This window comes from Salmonella sp. 32082101201600294FB01SM01 (assembly GCF_017572865.1).
In the GTDB taxonomy this organism is placed as follows: Bacteria; Pseudomonadota; Gammaproteobacteria; order Enterobacterales; family Enterobacteriaceae; genus Salmonella; species Salmonella enterica.
Map to the genome: position 1 here is coordinate 193023 of NZ_JAGESB010000004.1, position 16065 is coordinate 209087.

The window sequence follows — 16065 nt, forward strand, 5'->3', positions numbered from 1 at the left end:
TAGTTCCACAACACTAAACCTATAAGTTGGGGAAATACAATGTTCCAGCAAGAAGTTACCATTACCGCTCCGAACGGTCTGCACACCCGCCCTGCTGCTCAGTTTGTTAAAGAAGCAAAAGGCTTCACTTCTGAGATTACTGTGACTTCCAACGGCAAAAGCGCCAGCGCGAAAAGCCTGTTTAAACTGCAGACTCTGGGCCTGACTCAAGGCACCGTCGTCACCATCTCCGCAGAAGGTGAAGATGAGCAGAAAGCGGTTGAACATCTGGTCAAACTGATGGCGGAACTCGAGTAAGTTTTTTTCCGGGTTCTTTTAAAAATCAGTCACAAGTAAGGTAGGGTTATGATTTCAGGCATTTTAGCATCCCCGGGTATCGCTTTCGGCAAAGCACTGCTGCTGAAAGAAGACGAAATCGTCATTGACCGGAAAAAAATTTCTGCCGACAAGGTTGATCAGGAAGTTGAACGTTTTCTGAGCGGTCGTGCCAAGGCATCTGCGCAACTGGAAGCGATCAAGACAAAAGCTGGTGAAACGTTCGGTGAAGAAAAAGAAGCCATCTTTGAAGGGCATATTATGCTGCTCGAAGATGAGGAGCTGGAGCAGGAAATCATAGCCCTGATTAAAGATAAGCACATGACGGCTGACGCAGCCGCACATGAAGTTATCGAAGGTCAGGCCACTGCCCTGGAAGAACTGGATGATGAATACCTGAAAGAGCGCGCGGCTGACGTACGTGATATCGGTAAGCGCCTGCTGCGCAACATCCTGGGTCTGGCCATTATCGATCTGAGCGCGATTCAGGAAGAAGTTATCCTGGTTGCCGCTGACCTGACGCCATCAGAAACTGCACAGCTGAACCTGCAGAAAGTGCTGGGCTTCATCACCGACGCGGGCGGACGCACGTCTCATACCTCCATCATGGCGCGTTCTCTGGAACTGCCGGCGATCGTAGGTACCGGTAGCGTCACCTCTCAGGTGAAAAACGGCGACTATCTGATTCTGGATGCCGTAAACAACCAGGTTTACGTCAACCCGACCAACGATGTTATTGAGCAACTGCGCGCCGTCCAGGAGCAGGTTGCGACCGAGAAAGCGGAACTCGCAAAACTGAAAGATCTGCCGGCAATCACGCTGGATGGACATCAGGTTGAAGTTTGCGCCAACATCGGTACCGTTCGTGACGTTGAAGGCGCTGAGCGCAACGGCGCGGAAGGCGTTGGTCTGTATCGTACTGAATTCCTGTTCATGGATCGCGACGCGCTGCCGACGGAAGAAGAGCAGTTTGCCGCCTATAAAGCGGTCGCTGAAGCGTGCGGCTCGCAGGCGGTTATCGTCCGTACCATGGACATTGGCGGCGACAAAGAGCTGCCGTACATGAACTTCCCGAAAGAAGAGAACCCGTTCCTGGGCTGGCGCGCCGTGCGTATCGCCATGGATCGCAAAGAGATCCTGCGTGACCAGGTTCGCGCGATTCTGCGTGCCTCCGCTTTCGGTAAATTGCGCATTATGTTCCCGATGATCATCTCTGTTGAAGAAGTTCGCGCGCTGCGCAAAGAGATTGAAATCTACAAACAGGAACTGCGTGACGAAGGTAAAGCATTTGACGAAAGCATTGAGATTGGCGTGATGGTGGAAACACCGGCTGCGGCGACAATTGCGCGTCATTTAGCCAAAGAAGTTGATTTCTTTAGTATCGGCACCAATGATTTAACGCAGTACACCCTGGCAGTTGACCGTGGTAATGATATGATTTCACACCTTTACCAGCCAATGTCACCGTCCGTACTGAACTTGATCAAGCAAGTTATTGATGCTTCTCATGCAGAAGGTAAATGGACTGGCATGTGTGGTGAGCTTGCAGGCGACGAACGTGCTACACTTCTGTTGCTGGGGATGGGTCTGGACGAATTCTCTATGAGCGCCATTTCTATCCCGCGCATTAAGAAGATTATCCGTAACACGAACTTCGAAGATGCGAAGGTGTTAGCAGAGCAGGCTCTTGCTCAACCGACAACGGACGAGTTAATGACGCTGGTTAACAAGTTCATTGAAGAAAAAACAATCTGCTAATCCACGAGATGCGGCCCAATTTACTGCTTAGGAGAAGATCATGGGTTTGTTCGATAAACTAAAATCTCTGGTTTCTGATGATAAGAAAGACACCGGAACTATTGAGATTGTTGCCCCGCTCTCTGGCGAGATCGTCAACATCGAAGACGTGCCGGATGTAGTTTTTGCTGAAAAAATCGTTGGTGATGGCATCGCTATCAAACCAACCGGTAACAAAATGGTCGCCCCTGTTGACGGTACCATCGGCAAAATCTTTGAAACCAACCATGCGTTCTCTATCGAATCCGATAGCGGCATTGAGCTGTTCGTTCACTTCGGTATCGACACCGTTGAGCTGAAAGGTGAAGGCTTCAAGCGTATTGCTGAAGAAGGTCAGCGCGTGAAAGTTGGCGATCCGGTCATCGAGTTCGATCTGCCGTTGCTGGAAGAAAAAGCCAAGTCTACCCTGACTCCGGTTGTTATCTCCAACATGGATGAAATCAAAGAACTGATCAAACTGTCCGGTAGCGTGACCGTGGGTGAAACTCCGGTTATCCGCATTAAGAAGTAATTCTTGCCGCAGTGAAGAATGGCGCCTTTGGGCGCCATTTTTTTTGCCTGTGGCCGGATAAGGCGCTTGCGCCGCCATCCGGCGATGGTGCGGCGCACTGCCTGATGGCGCTACGCTTATCAGGCCTACAAGGTTGCGAACATTTCAGCGCCAATCCACGGGTTACAACTGCGAGGTCACCGGGCGAAAGCACTTCTCGCGCATCAGGATCTTCATCCCATCCGGGCCACTCTCCAGCATCCTGCGTTCGGAATCGGACACTTGCAACTCGCACTGATAGCCGCCAGTGATACCAAACATCGCCCGCGCTACGCAAATATCTTCCAGCGCGTCCAGCCCGCTCGTTTCAAAATGCCCCACGATACGTCCCTGCTGGCGAACTACCAGCCGATAACTCTTCATCGCGCCTCCCCTGCCGGCGGCAGAATTAACTCATCACAGCCACACTGCTGTGTCCAGGTCATCACCTCCAGCACGCGCTGCGCCGCATCTTTTGCCGCGGTCGTCAGTTTTTTTCCCTGCACAATACCGCTGACCAGCTCGGCGCAGAAGAGATCTCCCGTCCCTTTTAATTCCGTCGCCACCCGCGGGTGGGCAAAGACCTCCACGACCTGCGCGGTAACGACGGCAACCGTTATGGTCTCCAGCGATTCGCCCGGCGCGCTGGTGATAACCACCCATTTCAGCGTATCGGAAAGCAGCGATTGCGCCGCCGCCACCGCCTCTTCCAGCGTGCGACACGGTTTACCACTCAGCATCTCCAGCTCAAATACGTTCGGCGTTAGCCCCTGCGCCTGCGGCAACAAATGTGTGCGATAAGCCTGCGGAATTTCCGCCTGCACATACATTCCACTGTCGGTATCGCCAATGACCGGATCAACAAGAATACACACATCCGGATGCGAAGCCCGGATCGCCATTAGCCACTTCGAAAGCAAGACAATTTGGTCTGCGCTGCCCATGTAACCGGTGGTAATCGCTTTTAATTCACGTAGAGCATCGCGCTCATTCAACGCCGTAAGGTAGCCTGCAAACCACTCGGCGGGAATAATGCCGCCATAAAACGTTTTATAGTGCGGCGTATTGCTGAACAGCACCGTCGGGACAGCCGCCACGCGTAATCCCTGCGCTTTAATGGCCGGAACAGCGATGCTGTTGCCTACGCTGCCGTACACGACCTGTGACTGGACGGCGACGATATCGGTCTGTAACGCCCGATGGTTGTCGTCGAAGAGCACTGACTGAATATCACTCTCTTGTCCCATAAAATTTTCCTCTCGCTGGACAGCAGGCTACCGCCTCATTATCATTGTCATATGCTAAAATTCATTTTGTCATAGGTCAATAATGATCGACGGAAAAACCGCTAACGAAATTTTTGACAGTATCCGTCAACACATTATTGCCGGCACGTTACGGGCAGAGGATTCGCTCCCGCCGGTACGGGAGCTGGCAAACGAATTAAAGGTGAACCGCAATACCGTCGCAGCGGCGTATAAACGGCTGATAACGGCGGGACTGGCGCAAAGTTTAGGCCGCAATGGGACGGTGATTAAAGGCAGTCCGTCTCCCGTAGCGCTGGAAGGCGGCGATCCGCATACGCCTCTGCACGACCTTTCCGGCGGCAATCCCGATCCGCAGCGTCTGCCTGACCTCAGCCATTATTTTGCCCGTCTCAACCGCACGCCGCATCTCTACGGCGATGCGCCCGTTTCCCCTGAACTACACGCCTGGGCGGCGCGCTGGCTACGGGATGCCACTCCCGTCGCAGGCGAAATTGATATCACCAGCGGAGCTATCGACGCTATCGAAAGACTGCTTTGCGCGCATCTGCTGCCGGGCGACAGCGTCGCGGTGGAAGATCCCTGTTTTTTAAGCAGTATCAATATGCTGCGCTATGCCGGTTTTAGCGCCAGCCCGGTCAGCGTAGATAGCGAAGGAATGCAGCCTGAAAAGCTGGAGCAGGCGCTAAATCAGGGCGCGCGGGCAGTGATCTTAACGCCGCGCGCGCACAACCCTACCGGCTGTAGTCTGAGCGCTCGCCGTGCCGCTGCGCTGCAAAATATACTGGCGCGTTACCCTCAGGTACTGGTCATTATCGACGATCACTTCGCTCTACTTTCTTCGTCGCCCTGGCAGCCGGTTATTGCGCAGACAACGCAACACTGGGCGGTGATACGCTCCGTTTCCAAAGCCCTCGGCCCCGATTTACGTCTTGCTATTGTCGCCAGCGACAGCGCGACCTCGGAAAAACTTCGGCTGAGGCTAAATGCCGGTAGTCAGTGGGTCAGCCATCTGTTACAGGATCTGGTCTACGCCTGCCTGACCGACCCTGAGTATCAGCACAGGCTGGCGCAAACGCGGCTGTTTTACGCCGCCCGGCAACAAAAACTGGCCTGCGCCCTACAGCAATATGGCATCGCCATTTCTCCCGGCGACGGCGTGAATGCCTGGCTCCCGCTGGACACCCATAGCCAGGCTACCGCGTTTACGCTGGCAAAATCCGGCTGGCTGGTACGTGAGGGAGAAGCCTTTGGCGTAAGCGCGCCGTCTCACGGTCTACGTATCACGCTGTCGACATTAAATGACGGCGAGATCAACACGCTGGCGGCTGATATCCATCAGGCGCTAAATCGCTAACAGGAGAAAATAACGTGCGAGTTCATTTTGTTGTCCATGAGTCGTTTGAATCCGCTGGCGCTTATCTGAAATGGGCTGAAGATCGCGGTTATACCATTTCATGGTCGCGCGTCTATGCCGGAGAAGCGCTACCGCCCAATGCCGATGAGTTCGATATGCTCGTGGTATTTGGCGGTCCGCAGTCGCCGCGCACCACCCGCGAAGAGTGCCCGTACTTTGACTCTCACGCCGAACAGCACTTAATTAATCAGGCGATTACGGCCCGGCGAATGGTTATCGGCATTTGTCTTGGTTCGCAGCTCATTGGCGAGGCGCTGGGCGCCGCTGTGTGCCAAAGTCCGGAAAAAGAGATTGGTCACTACCCTATTACGCTCACTGAAGCCGGTCTGCGGCATCCGCTTATCACCCACTTTGGCTCCCCGTTAACCGTCGGCCACTGGCACAACGATATGCCAGGACTCACCGATCAGGCGACCGTGCTGGCTGAAAGTGCCGGCTGTCCACGTCAGATAGTGCAGTACGGCAATTTTGTCTACGGCTTCCAGTGTCATATGGAATTTACCGTCGAGGCGGTTGAAGGATTAATCCAACATTCGCAACAGGAGTTGGCCGACGCGCAAGGGAAGCGTTTTATCCGCTCGGTCGCCGAGATGCGCGCATGGGATTACCAGCAAATGAATGAAAAGCTGTGGCGTTTTCTGGATGAACTCACGCTGGCGCACTCACAGAAATAACCCCACCAGGAGTGCAACTTATTACCCGGCTAACGGTCTGAGGTGCAGTGATTCTCGCATGAAAAAGGATTTTACCATGAAGAAAATTGTCTGCGCCGTCGTTGCGCTCCTGCTGACTCTACCCGCCTGGGCGAAACTAAACGCCCATGAAGAAGCTCGCATTAACGCCATGCTTAATGCGCTGGCGCAGAAACAGGATCTGACATTCGTTCGTAACGGTGATGCGCATAACTGCGAGGAAGCCGTATCGCACCTGCGCTTAAAACTGGGTAACACGCGCAATCGTATCGACACCGCCGAACAGTTTATCGATAAAGTCGCGTCGTCGTCGTCCATCACCGGAAAACCCTATATCGTTAAAATTCCCGGTAAAAGCGATGAAAACGCGCAGCCTTATTTACATGCGCTTATTGCGGAAACGGATAAAACGGTTGCGCCGTAAGGGAAGTAAACCGCAGCAATGAAGCTGGCGGTGCGCAATGGGTTATTCTCATGCAACAGACCTGCCAGGCAGATCTGTTGCTTAAAAAGTAGAGCAGGATTAACGCTTATAAGTACTCAAATCAATCGTCTGCTCGTTACACCGCCCTTCTTTCGTGTCGTATTTTTGCAGGTATTCCTTCGCCAGTTTCTCCGCCTGTTTTCGTTCATCGGAACTCATACTGTTCTCAAAACGTCCCCGGTCTATCAATCCCCATTTAGAACCTCGCGTCGCTGCTACCGTGAGCCATGCCCACGCCTGAACATATTCGTGTCGATAAGCATAAGTCGCACCAATATTTTGCTGGGCGGTACACTGACCCTTTTTAGCGGCATCCGTAAAATAGGCAAATGATTTTTCCATTATCCATTCTACTGAACGGTGCTCATCCTCGGGGGCAACATGTCCATGCTCATATAACACGCCCAGATTATTTGTCGCTTTTGCGCTCCCTTGAGCTGCGGCTTTTTGATACCAAAAAACGGCTTTCTCCACATCACGCTCCACACCATCGCCAATATGATATTTACGGCCCAGTTGAAACTGCGCATTCATATCCCCTCGATCTGCCTGTTGCTGTAACTCATCCAACGAGGTTTCTGCATAGGCAAGAGGGGCAATGGCGTAAAACAAACCGACAAAAATCAGTGTCCGGAAAGCAGATTTCATGAAATTAATTCCTTTAATTACGTAGCGTCATCATCCTTTTTGACGTGTTTTTATGCCTAAAGATAGCTTTCTGTATGTCTGATTCCGCACCATCGACAATGTGATATTTCCGGCCCAGTTGAAATTGTGCGGTCATATCCCTTTTGCAGTCACTTATCCAATGAGTTTCAGTTTGAACAGAGGAGACATGGTGCAACTAGCAGGAAAAATCGCGCAATTCCTGGTCAATTTCATAGCATTGGCGATCATATTTAAATCCCTGCCCCCTGGCTAAAATGCTCTTCACCAAACACGCCGGTAGACAAGTAACGGTCGCCGCGATCGCAGATAATTGCCACCACTACCGCACCGGGCGTGGCTCGTGCGACGCGTAACGCACCCGCTACCGCGCCGCCGGAACTCACGCCGCAGAAAATCCCTTCACGCACCGCCAGTTCACGCATGGTGTTTTCGGCATCATTCTGATGAATATCCAGCACCTCATCCACCAGCGAAGCGTTAAATATGCCCGGCATATATTCCGCAGGCCAGCGGCGAATTCCCGGAATACTGCTGCCCTCTTCCGGCTGCAGGCCAACGATAGTGACCGGCTTTTCCTGCTCGCGCAGAAAACGCGACACGCCGGTAATGGTGCCGGTGGTGCCCATGCTGGAAACAAAATGGGTGATGCGACCTGACGTTTGCCGCCAGATTTCCGGGCCGGTGGTGGTGTAGTGGGCGTAGGGGTTATCAGGATTATTAAACTGATCGAGCAGTTTGCCCTCGCCTCGCTCAGACATAGCGAGCGCCAAATCGCGCGCCCCTTCCATTCCCTGCTCTTTAGTGACCAGAATCAGTTCCGCGCCATAGGCCCGCATTGCCGCCTGACGCTCCTGGCTCATGTTGTCCGGCATCAACAGCTTCATGCGATAACCTTTCAGCGCGGCGATCATCGCCAGCGCAATGCCAGTGTTGCCGCTGGTCGCTTCAATCAGGACATCGCCCGGTTTAATTTCCCCGCGCTTTTCCGCCTCGACAATCATCGATAGCGCCGCGCGATCTTTCACCGATCCTGCCGGATTATTGCCTTCCAGCTTGACCCAGATTTCACTGCCGTTATCCGGCGCCAGACGTTGTAATTTGACCAGCGGCGTATTACCGATGGTTTGTTCTAATGTATTCACGTTTTCAGCTCGTAAAAAAGCCCGGTATGCGTAGCGCCACCGGGCGATAACTATACAAATTAACCTATCAGGCCGATTGCGCCAGAGCAAGTTCCTCTTCACGCGTTTCAATACGCTGGTCGCCGTTATACAGACGCGCTTTTTGCAGTCCAACAAACAAACGCTCGCCGCGAACCGGAACATCCTCACCCGCCATCACCACCGTCAGCGGATCGTGATACCACCCCAGCGGCTGCACCACTAGCTGTGTATAGTGACCTTTCGGGCTGGCCTCAATGACCTGTACTGGTAGCGGAGAATCCAGGCTGGTGCGGCGGCTAATATCCACCTCCCACGGACGCAGGAACAGATCGACCGGCCCCTGGTACGCGGGCGTATAACCCAGCGGCCAGCGATGCGCGCCAACGTGAAACTGCCCGCCGCGGACGGTGCCTGTCAGGCGGTTCACCTCGCCCATAAACTCCAGTACGAAGCGGGTTGCCGGTTCACGCCACACTCGATCCGGCGCATCAGCCTGTTCGATATTGCCCTGACTCATCACCACCACCCGATCCGCCACTTCCGTCGCTTCTTCCTGATCGTGGGTGACAAAGACGCTGGTGAATTTCAGTTCTTCATGTAGCTGGCGCAACCAGCGACGTAACTCTTTACGTACCTGGGCATCCAGCGCGCCAAAGGGTTCATCCAGCAGTAGAATTTGCGGTTCCACGGCAAGCGCGCGCGCCAGCGCCACGCGCTGTTTTTGTCCGCCGGAAAGCTGGGCGGGGAAGCGATCCGCGAGGTGCGCCAGTTGCACCATCTCCAGCAATTGCGTCACTTTCGTTTTAATCGCCGCCGCAGTTGGGCGGTCGCGTCGCGGCAGCACCGTCAGACCAAAAGCAATGTTGTCAAACACCGTCATATGGCGAAACAGCGCATAGTGCTGAAACACAAAACCGACTTTACGCTCACGCGCGTGCAGGCGGCTAACGTCCGTACCGTGGAAACGAATATGGCCGCTGGACTGATGTTCCAGCCCAGCAATAATGCGCAGCAGCGTCGTTTTGCCGGAACCTGACGGCCCCAACAAGGCAACCATCTGGCCGGAAGGAATATCCAGCGAGATATCATTCAGTACCTGAGTACGACCAAACGATTTCTTAATTCTGGCGATCTCAATGCTCATGATTTTCCTCCTGTTGCGCGCGTTTTTCCTGATTCTCCAGACGCCATTGCAACATGCTCTTCAAAAACAGGGTAATAATCGCCATTAGCGTCAACAATGCGGCGGCGGTAAAGGAGCCGACGGTGTTGTAGTCCTGCTCCAGTAATTCAATCTGTAACGGTAGCGATAACGTTTCGCCGCGAATCGAGCCGGACACCACCGACACCGCGCCGAACTCGCCAATCGCGCGGGCGTTGGTTAACACCACGCCGTAAAGTAGCGCCCAGCGAATATTCGGCAACGTCACGCGGCGAAACATTTGCCAGCCGGATGCGCCCAGTAAAATCGCCGCCTCATCTTCCTGACTGCCCTGACTGAGCATCACTGGCACCAGTTCGCGCACCACAAACGGGCAGGTGACAAAAATAGTGACCAGTACCATCCCCGGCCAGGAGAACATCATTTGCAAATTATGCTCATCCAGCCAGCCGCCCAACGGGCCGTTGGAGCCATAAAACAGCAGATAAACCAGACCGGCCACCACCGGCGAGACGGCAAAGGGAATATCCAGCAGGGTCAGCAGTAGCTGACGTCCGGGGAAGTTAAAGCGCGTCACCAGCCACGCCAGCAGAATGCCGAACACCAGATTCACCGGCACTGCGATCAAGGCAATCAACACCGTCAGCCAGATGGCGTGCAGCATGTCCGGATCGGCCAGATTTTGCAGTACCGGCATTAACCCTTTGCTGAACGCCTGCACGAAGATGTAAATCATCGGCACCAGCAGGATAAACGCCGAAACCAGCATCCCGACGCCAATCAAAAACCATTTTCCCCAGTTAATGCGGGGGACGTCGTATCGCTTCAATTGAGTCACTTCCGCCATTAATGACCTACCACACGTCGACCAAAGCGACTTTGCAGAGTGTTAATTGAGAACAGCAGCAGCAGTGACGCCGCAAGGATCACCGAGGCAATCGCGCTGGCGGCTGGGTAATCAAACTCCTGCAAGCGCACAAAAATCATCAGCGAGGTCACTTCTGTTTTCCAGGCGATATTTCCGGCGATAAAAATCACCGCGCCAAACTCGCCCAGGCTACGGGTAAAAGAGAGCGCCACGCCGGCAATCAGCGCAGGCGACAGCTCAGGCAGCACGACTTTGCGAAAACTTTGCAGGCGGGTGGCCCCCAGCGTTTGTGCCGCTTCTTCATATTCCGGCCCCAGCTCTTCCAGTACCGGCTGGACAGTGCGCACCACAAATGGAATGCTGGTAAAGGCCATCGCCACCGCAATACCGAGCCAGGTATAGGTCACTTTGATATCAAACTGCGCTAGAAACTGACCGTAGAAACCGTTCACTGAGAACAGCGAGGCCAGCGTTAACCCCGCCACCGCTGTCGGCAGCGCAAACGGCAGATCCATCAGCGCATCCAGTAACGTGCGCCCAGGAAAACGGTAGCGGGTTAAAATCCACGCCATCAGCAGGCCAAACACGCCGTTAAAAATCGACGCCACAAATGCCGCCAGTAGCGTCACTTTATAGGCAGCCACCACCTGAGGGTTGGTCACGACATCCCAGTATTGCGACCAGCTCATCTGTGAGAGCTGCATCACCAGCGCGCTCAACGGCAACAGCAGGATCAGGCAGACAAACAGCAAACTGGTGCCGAGGCTTAACGTAAAGCCGGGCAGCACGCGTCGGGAAGAAACGGCAAGCATTACTTACGCCCCGCCGCCAACAGTTTGTCCAGCTCGCCGCCGCTGGCAAAGTGCGTTTTCATCACTTCCGGCCACGTGCCAAACTTGTCTTCCACGCGGAACAGTTCGGTCTGCGGGAATTTATCTGCTTGCTTGCCCATGATTTCCGGGTTATTCACGCGGTAGTAGTAATGGGTGATGATGGTCTGCGCCTGCGGGCTATACAGCCAGTTCAGGTAAGCTTTGGCGGCTTTTTCTGTGCCGTTGGCCTTCACGTTTTTATCCACCCAGGCAACCGGGAACTCAGCAAGAATGTTCGTTTTCGGGATCACCACTTCAAATCCCTGGGCTTCATATTGTTTGCGGATGTTGTTCACTTCCGATTCAAAACTAATCAGCACATCGCCCAGACCACGCTCGGCAAAGGTAGTCGTAGCGCCGCGACCGCCGGTATCAAACACTTCGACGTTTTTCAGGAACTGGGTCATAAACTGTTCGGTTTTGGCTTTATCGCCGCCGTCCGCGTTATCCGCCGCGCCCCATGCCGCCAGATACGTGTAACGGGCGTTGCCGGAGGTTTTCGGGTTAGGGAAAATCAGCTTCACGTCGGAACGTACAAGATCGCTCCAGTCGTGAATATTTTTCGGGTTCCCCTTGCGCACCAGGAAGCCCATCGTGGAATAGAATGGCGAACTGTTGTTCGGCAGACGGCTTTGCCAGTCGGCAGGGATCAGTTTGCCTTTATCATGGAGAATCTGTACGTCGGTCACCTGATTGTAGGTCACGACGTCTGCCTTCAGTCCCTGCAAAATCGCCAGCGCCTGTTTTGATGACCCGGCATGAGACTGCTTAATCGTCAGCTTATCGCCGCCGTTCTCCTTCGCCCATTGTTGCTCAAACGGCGGGTTAAGGGCGGCAAACAGCTCGCGGGAGACATCGTATGAGCTGTTCAGCAGCTCCGTTGCCTGCGCCTGCCCTACCAGTAACAGCATTGCTGCCAGCGTCAGGGGTCTCTTTTTCAGTAAGTTAACGGCCATTGCGCACCCTTATAAATTTAATGACTTTCTTATGGTCATCATATTTATAACCAGCGCTAAAGGAGTAACGGTTTTATATACCGTTTGATGATTTGAAAGTTGAAAAGGGAATAAGAGAATCCCTCCCCACGCGGCGCGGGGAGGAGACCGGCATCAATCAGACGCCTACGCTTACGCTTTCAGGCAGGGTACTGCCGCCATCAATGACGTTTTGCGTTCCGGTAAGATAGCTGGACTCATCGGAAGCCAGAAATGCCGCCAGTTCCCCTACTTCCAGCGGATCGGCAAGACGGCGTAGCGGAATAGCTTTTGCCATTTCCGTTAATACCGATTCCGGATCGTCAGGATTAGACTGACGGGCAATGCTTTCCGCCATCGGCGTTCTTACATAACCGGGGCAAATGGCATTCACACGAATACCGGACTGCGCATACTCTACCGCCAGCGATTTGGTTAAACCGACAATGGCGGCTTTTGACAGCGCATAGGCCGTTTCACCCGGGTCCGCCACCATATCTCCCGTGACGGAAGACATCATCACAATGCGGCCATCTTTACGTTTAATCATCTCCGGCAGGACGGCTTTGGTGACGTTCCAGACACCTTTAATATTAATATCAATGTGGAAATCGCGATCTTCTTCACTCATATCGAGGAAGTTGCCCAGACGGCACACGCCAGCGTTATTCACCAAAATATCAATTCTACCTTCAGTCTCTTTGGCGCGCGCAACCGCCGCCTGCACCGAAGCAAAATCTCTGACGTCGGCTTTAACGGCAGTACAGCGATGCCCGCGCCCGCCCAGCTCATCCGCCAGCTTTTCAATCTCATCGGAGATATCCAGCAAGATTAAGTTCGCGCCGTGGCGTGCGAATACGCGAGCGATCCCTTCGCCAATGCCCTGCGATGCGCCCGTAATCAATGCTGTCTTGCCCGTGAGTTTACCCATTTTCAATGTCTCCTTTTGAATATGGAGTCTTACACTCCATTAACACTGAAAATACAGTAATAACAAATAAGTGCTGAGGAATAGCTCACTAATTCAGGTAAATATTAGGTAAAAAAATCCCCGCGGAGGCGAGGATGGGCATTTTTATGCTGTTCTGCCTGATGGCGCGGCGCTTATCAGGCCTACCAATCGTAGGTCGAATAAAGCGTTTGCGCTGCCATCCGACAGGGTTTTACTTATAGCGCTAACAGGCGATCCAGCGACGGCGCAAAATAGTAGCCGCCAGTCACCGGCTTGGTGAAGCGCAGCATCGCGTCGCGTTTACCGTCGGTATCGCCGAACATACTCAGAAGCTGCTGTTCGATATTGTGCAGACGTGCGCAGTAAGCGCAGAAATAGAGACCATGAGTACCGCTGGCGGTACCGTATGGCAGGCTCTGGCGCACAATCTTCAGCCCTTTGCCATCTTCTTTGAGATCCACGCGGCTCAGGTGAGACGTTGCCGGACGCGCATCGCCGTCAATCTCTTCATTGGCTTCTTTGGTACGCCCGATCATCATCTCCTGATCGTGGATACTCATCCGGTTAAGTTGCTTGAGATTGTGTTCCCAACGTTGCACGAACACATAACTGCCGCCGGCATCCACGCCATCTTTGATCACCGCCACTTCACGACGCGTCTCTTCGCCCGCCGGGTTCTCTGTCCCGTCGACAAAGCCGCTCAGATCGCGTTCTTCCACCCAACGGAAGCCGTGAACTTCTTCTTTCACGTCGATACAGTCGCCGAAGGCTTCCATCGCCGCCTGGGCAACAGAAAAATTCACATCGTGGCGCAGGGAAAGGATATGGATCAGCACGTCATACTGCGTGGCCGGCGCCAGCCCTTTACCATAAGGAATAAAATCTTTCAGTTCTTCCGCCCCGACGCCGCCGCTCAGGGCGCGCCAGGTGTTGTTGCCAAACGCCACAACGGCCCCAAGATGGGCGTCCGGAAATTTGACTTCGAAGGTCGCCAGTTTATCGGCAAATGTTCTGCTGGCCGCGCGCAGGGCGTCCAGGTCGCCTTTCACATTGGCTTCAATCCAAATTGCCGCACGGCAATGTTCCGGCAAAATGCCACTTTGAACCTGAGACATGATTCCTCCTGAAAATGAGAATGCCACGCAGTCGTGGCATTAATGGAGGCTATTTTACCTTGTTTTTAAGCGAAGCGGTTTGTTCAGGCGCAAATTAACGACGCCAGATAATTTTGCGCACGTCCCAGTTTTTTAAGATGTCATCAGGAGGCATTAAGCCTTCCGGTCCGCTCCACTCGCCGGAAAAAACATAGCTAATATGCTGACTTCCCTCGGCTTTACATTCGACGCTGGTATGGCTATCGCTGGAAACCGGCTCGCAGTGACCAAACGCTTTGCTGTAAAGGTCGCTAAACGGCGTACCGATTTTGCCCCCCGCGGCGGTTGGGATATCGCTGTCCAGCACATCAATACGGCTCACGGTTCCCTGCTCGCCGTTGATCACCATCGCGACATTGTCGCCCTTCATCGCTTCGAAAAAGCGCACCACGTTGCCGTTATCGGTTTTCATACCGCTACGCAGGCGATAATCGCCATCTAATGCCTCTGCAATAGCCGGCTCTTCCAGCGGCGTGGCGGCGGTCAGCGCTCCCACGCCTTGCTCAGTAACTTCTGTCGAGGAACCAAACCAGTTCCATGGATTTGCGGCAGACCAGTTGACCGAGGAGAGCGTCGAGCAGCCGGTCAGCGCCAGCGGCAGTGCGAGTAAAGTCAAACGCAGCGATTTCATCTCACTTCCTTTCTTTTATTAATTAACGTTGGTTGGAGTGCGGGTTCGCCAAAAAGTGCCGTTATTCTTTCTCAAGGGAAAAACAGGCACGCAAACGTTGATTGGTTAACAGCCAGATCAGCGCGACGATGTCCGCCAGCAGCAGCGCCAGCCCGACGCCGTTGACCGGGTCGCCACCCAGCCACATCACCGGCAGCCAGCACAACGACACCAGTTGAGCGAGGATCAGGAGTCTGCGCAGCCAGCGCCACACACCAGGAACCGCTTCACGCCGCCCGCTGAGTAAAAACGCCACTACCGCCGGAACGCCGGGCAACAGCCCCAGCCAAAAATTGTCATGGTCGGGATAAAAAAAGTTTAACAAAGTATTACCCTGTCCACGGGATGAACCGGCAATGACAAAGAGTACCCAAGCGCGCGCCTGAAGTAGCAGTACGCACCAGAACAGAAACGGCAGGCGTAAACGTCCGTGTACATCATAATCGGCTGGATGAAACTCAGTACTCTTCATCTTCAATCAGGCGTTTACCCAAACTTAGGGCGTCAGAATGCTCATACCCCAGACGTTCATACATGCCCAGCACAACGTCGTTATCATCACGCACCATAATTTGGATTTTCGGACACCCGCGGGCGATGAGTTTTTTTTCCAGCCGGTTAAGCAACGCATTCGCAATGCCGCGCCCGCGGAACTCCGGGTGAACGCCCAGGTAATACGCCGAGCCGCGATGCCCGTCATAACCGCCCATTACCGTACCGACGACTTCGCCGCTAACTTCCGCAACGAGGAACAAGCTGACATCGTGATTCACCTTGCGTTCAATATCCATTTCAGGATCGTTCCATGGACGCAGCAGGTCGCAACGCTCCCAGAGGGTGATCACCTCTTCGAAATCTTCCTGGCGAAAAACGCGTATTTCCATGGTATTCGTTGCCTTTTCGGGTGGAAAAACCAAGATTATGGCGCAAACATCTGATTCAGCCAATATCTGACGCGATGTAGCGGAAAAAATGGCATAATGGCGATGTGTCACGTATTGAAATGAAAAGTAAAACAATTCTCATCACCAACTGTCGTAACGGATTACGCGATACGATATAACATCTTGAACTTAATTTTC

General features: G+C 53.6%; 19 protein-coding genes. 6 read left to right on the forward strand and 13 right to left on the reverse strand.

Annotated features, from left to right (window positions below; all coding sequences use genetic code 11):
• The first annotated feature begins 39 nt into the window (after positions 1-39).
• The 3 genes from ptsH to crr are packed head-to-tail and all read left to right on the forward strand — an operon-like array spanning position 40 to position 2623.
• Positions 40-297, forward strand: a complete 258-nt coding sequence (gene ptsH, locus J4645_RS17405) for a phosphocarrier protein Hpr (RefSeq protein WP_000487600.1) — start codon at positions 40-42, stop codon at positions 295-297.
• A 48-nt stretch (positions 298-345) separates the two neighbouring features.
• Entirely contained in the window at positions 346-2073 is a 1728-nt protein-coding gene (gene ptsI, locus J4645_RS17410; protein ID WP_000623118.1) for a phosphoenolpyruvate-protein phosphotransferase PtsI, read from the forward strand.
• A gap of 40 nt (positions 2074-2113) precedes the next feature.
• The gene (gene crr / locus J4645_RS17415) at positions 2114-2623 is read left to right on the forward strand and encodes a PTS glucose transporter subunit IIA (RefSeq protein WP_000522253.1); all 510 of its coding nucleotides are present in this window, start codon (positions 2114-2116) and stop codon (positions 2621-2623) included.
• A gap of 162 nt (positions 2624-2785) precedes the next feature.
• On the opposite strand, the gene J4645_RS17420 is transcribed toward crr, so the two are convergent.
• The gene (locus tag J4645_RS17420) at positions 2786-3025 is read right to left on the reverse strand and encodes a hypothetical protein (RefSeq protein WP_000844541.1); all 240 of its coding nucleotides are present in this window, start codon (positions 3023-3025) and stop codon (positions 2786-2788) included.
• Complete coding sequence (gene pdxK / locus J4645_RS17425) at positions 3022-3888, reverse strand: pyridoxine/pyridoxal/pyridoxamine kinase (protein WP_000529601.1); 867 nt, start codon at positions 3886-3888, stop codon at positions 3022-3024. Before pdxK ends, J4645_RS17420 begins: the two co-directional genes overlap by 4 nt.
• 82 nt (positions 3889-3970) lie before the next feature.
• On the opposite strand from pdxK, the gene ptsJ reads away from it, so the two are divergent.
• The 3 genes from ptsJ to J4645_RS17440 are packed head-to-tail and all read left to right on the forward strand — an operon-like array spanning position 3971 to position 6439.
• Positions 3971-5263, forward strand: a complete 1293-nt coding sequence (ptsJ, locus tag J4645_RS17430) for a transcriptional regulator PtsJ (RefSeq protein WP_001606679.1) — start codon at positions 3971-3973, stop codon at positions 5261-5263.
• Positions 5264-5277: 14 nt separating this feature from the next.
• Positions 5278-5997 (forward strand): type 1 glutamine amidotransferase, encoded by a 720-nt coding sequence (locus J4645_RS17435; RefSeq protein WP_001606681.1) that lies wholly within the window; start codon positions 5278-5280, stop codon positions 5995-5997.
• A 58-nt stretch (positions 5998-6055) separates the two neighbouring features.
• The gene (locus J4645_RS17440) at positions 6056-6439 is read left to right on the forward strand and encodes a YfeK family protein (protein WP_072206302.1); all 384 of its coding nucleotides are present in this window, start codon (positions 6056-6058) and stop codon (positions 6437-6439) included.
• Between the two features lie 99 nt (positions 6440-6538).
• Here the strand turns inward: J4645_RS17440 and J4645_RS17445 are convergent, their stop codons facing one another.
• From J4645_RS17445 to J4645_RS17495, 11 genes are all read right to left on the reverse strand, one after another.
• Positions 6539-7147: a tetratricopeptide repeat protein gene (locus J4645_RS17445; protein WP_023215014.1), complete on the reverse strand. Its 609-nt coding sequence runs from the start codon at positions 7145-7147 to the stop codon at positions 6539-6541.
• A gap of 251 nt (positions 7148-7398) precedes the next feature.
• Positions 7399-8310, reverse strand: coding sequence for a cysteine synthase CysM (gene cysM / locus J4645_RS17450; RefSeq protein ID WP_023215015.1), 912 nt, complete (start codon positions 8308-8310; stop codon positions 7399-7401).
• A 67-nt stretch (positions 8311-8377) separates the two neighbouring features.
• On the reverse strand, positions 8378-9475 hold the full coding sequence (cysA, locus tag J4645_RS17455; RefSeq protein ID WP_000021076.1) for a sulfate/thiosulfate ABC transporter ATP-binding protein CysA: 1098 nt from the start codon (positions 9473-9475) through the stop codon (positions 8378-8380).
• Positions 9465-10340, reverse strand: a complete 876-nt coding sequence (gene cysW, locus J4645_RS17460; RefSeq protein WP_000852705.1) for a sulfate/thiosulfate ABC transporter permease CysW — start codon at positions 10338-10340, stop codon at positions 9465-9467. Before cysW ends, cysA begins: the two co-directional genes overlap by 11 nt.
• A complete protein-coding gene (gene cysT / locus J4645_RS17465) occupies positions 10340-11173 on the reverse strand; it encodes a sulfate/thiosulfate ABC transporter permease CysT (protein ID WP_000881746.1) in 834 nt (277 codons plus the stop codon). The genes cysW and cysT overlap by 1 nt, the downstream gene beginning before the upstream one ends.
• On the reverse strand, positions 11173-12189 hold the full coding sequence (cysP, locus tag J4645_RS17470; protein ID WP_001645467.1) for a thiosulfate/sulfate ABC transporter substrate-binding protein CysP: 1017 nt from the start codon (positions 12187-12189) through the stop codon (positions 11173-11175). Before cysP ends, cysT begins: the two co-directional genes overlap by 1 nt.
• Before the next feature lie 157 nt (positions 12190-12346).
• On the reverse strand, positions 12347-13138 hold the full coding sequence (ucpA, locus tag J4645_RS17475; protein WP_000517460.1) for an SDR family oxidoreductase UcpA: 792 nt from the start codon (positions 13136-13138) through the stop codon (positions 12347-12349).
• Positions 13139-13374: 236 nt separating this feature from the next.
• Positions 13375-14274 carry a porphyrinogen peroxidase gene (gene yfeX / locus J4645_RS17480; protein WP_000084583.1) on the reverse strand — a complete coding sequence of 300 codons (900 nt, stop codon included), beginning with the start codon at positions 14272-14274 and terminating at the stop codon, positions 13375-13377.
• Positions 14275-14368: 94 nt separating this feature from the next.
• On the reverse strand, positions 14369-14944 hold the full coding sequence (locus J4645_RS17485) for an RpoE-regulated lipoprotein (protein ID WP_000838967.1): 576 nt from the start codon (positions 14942-14944) through the stop codon (positions 14369-14371).
• 61 nt (positions 14945-15005) lie between these two features.
• Complete coding sequence (locus J4645_RS17490) at positions 15006-15455, reverse strand: DUF2919 domain-containing protein (RefSeq protein WP_023215016.1); 450 nt, start codon at positions 15453-15455, stop codon at positions 15006-15008.
• The gene (locus J4645_RS17495) at positions 15442-15867 is read right to left on the reverse strand and encodes a GNAT family acetyltransferase (RefSeq protein ID WP_000406008.1); all 426 of its coding nucleotides are present in this window, start codon (positions 15865-15867) and stop codon (positions 15442-15444) included. Before J4645_RS17495 ends, J4645_RS17490 begins: the two co-directional genes overlap by 14 nt.
• Positions 15868-16065 lie beyond the last annotated feature (198 nt).

Excerpts from the sequence above, each read along its gene's own strand:
- J4645_RS17495 (WP_000406008.1), bottom strand. The coding sequence starts at position 15,867 with ATGGAAATACGCGTTTTTCGCCAGGAAGATTTCGAAGAGGTGATCACC.
- J4645_RS17445 (WP_023215014.1), bottom strand. The coding sequence starts at position 7,147 with ATGAAATCTGCTTTCCGGACACTGATTTTTGTCGGTTTGTTTTACGCC.
- ucpA (WP_000517460.1), bottom strand. The coding sequence starts at position 13,138 with ATGGGTAAACTCACGGGCAAGACAGCATTGATTACGGGCGCATCGCAG.
- ptsH (WP_000487600.1), top strand. The coding sequence starts at position 40 with ATGTTCCAGCAAGAAGTTACCATTACCGCTCCGAACGGTCTGCACACC.
- cysP (WP_001645467.1), bottom strand. The coding sequence starts at position 12,189 with ATGGCCGTTAACTTACTGAAAAAGAGACCCCTGACGCTGGCAGCAATG.
- J4645_RS17420 (WP_000844541.1), bottom strand. The coding sequence starts at position 3,025 with ATGAAGAGTTATCGGCTGGTAGTTCGCCAGCAGGGACGTATCGTGGGG.
- cysW (WP_000852705.1), bottom strand. The coding sequence starts at position 10,340 with ATGGCGGAAGTGACTCAATTGAAGCGATACGACGTCCCCCGCATTAAC.
- cysA (WP_000021076.1), bottom strand. The coding sequence starts at position 9,475 with ATGAGCATTGAGATCGCCAGAATTAAGAAATCGTTTGGTCGTACTCAG.
- crr (WP_000522253.1), top strand. The coding sequence starts at position 2,114 with ATGGGTTTGTTCGATAAACTAAAATCTCTGGTTTCTGATGATAAGAAA.
- yfeX (WP_000084583.1), bottom strand. The coding sequence starts at position 14,274 with ATGTCTCAGGTTCAAAGTGGCATTTTGCCGGAACATTGCCGTGCGGCA.
- J4645_RS17440 (WP_072206302.1), top strand. The coding sequence starts at position 6,056 with ATGAAAAAGGATTTTACCATGAAGAAAATTGTCTGCGCCGTCGTTGCG.
- cysT (WP_000881746.1), bottom strand. The coding sequence starts at position 11,173 with ATGCTTGCCGTTTCTTCCCGACGCGTGCTGCCCGGCTTTACGTTAAGC.
- ptsI (WP_000623118.1), top strand. The coding sequence starts at position 346 with ATGATTTCAGGCATTTTAGCATCCCCGGGTATCGCTTTCGGCAAAGCA.
- ptsJ (WP_001606679.1), top strand. The coding sequence starts at position 3,971 with ATGATCGACGGAAAAACCGCTAACGAAATTTTTGACAGTATCCGTCAA.
- J4645_RS17490 (WP_023215016.1), bottom strand. The coding sequence starts at position 15,455 with ATGAAGAGTACTGAGTTTCATCCAGCCGATTATGATGTACACGGACGT.
- J4645_RS17485 (WP_000838967.1), bottom strand. The coding sequence starts at position 14,944 with ATGAAATCGCTGCGTTTGACTTTACTCGCACTGCCGCTGGCGCTGACC.
- pdxK (WP_000529601.1), bottom strand. The coding sequence starts at position 3,888 with ATGGGACAAGAGAGTGATATTCAGTCAGTGCTCTTCGACGACAACCAT.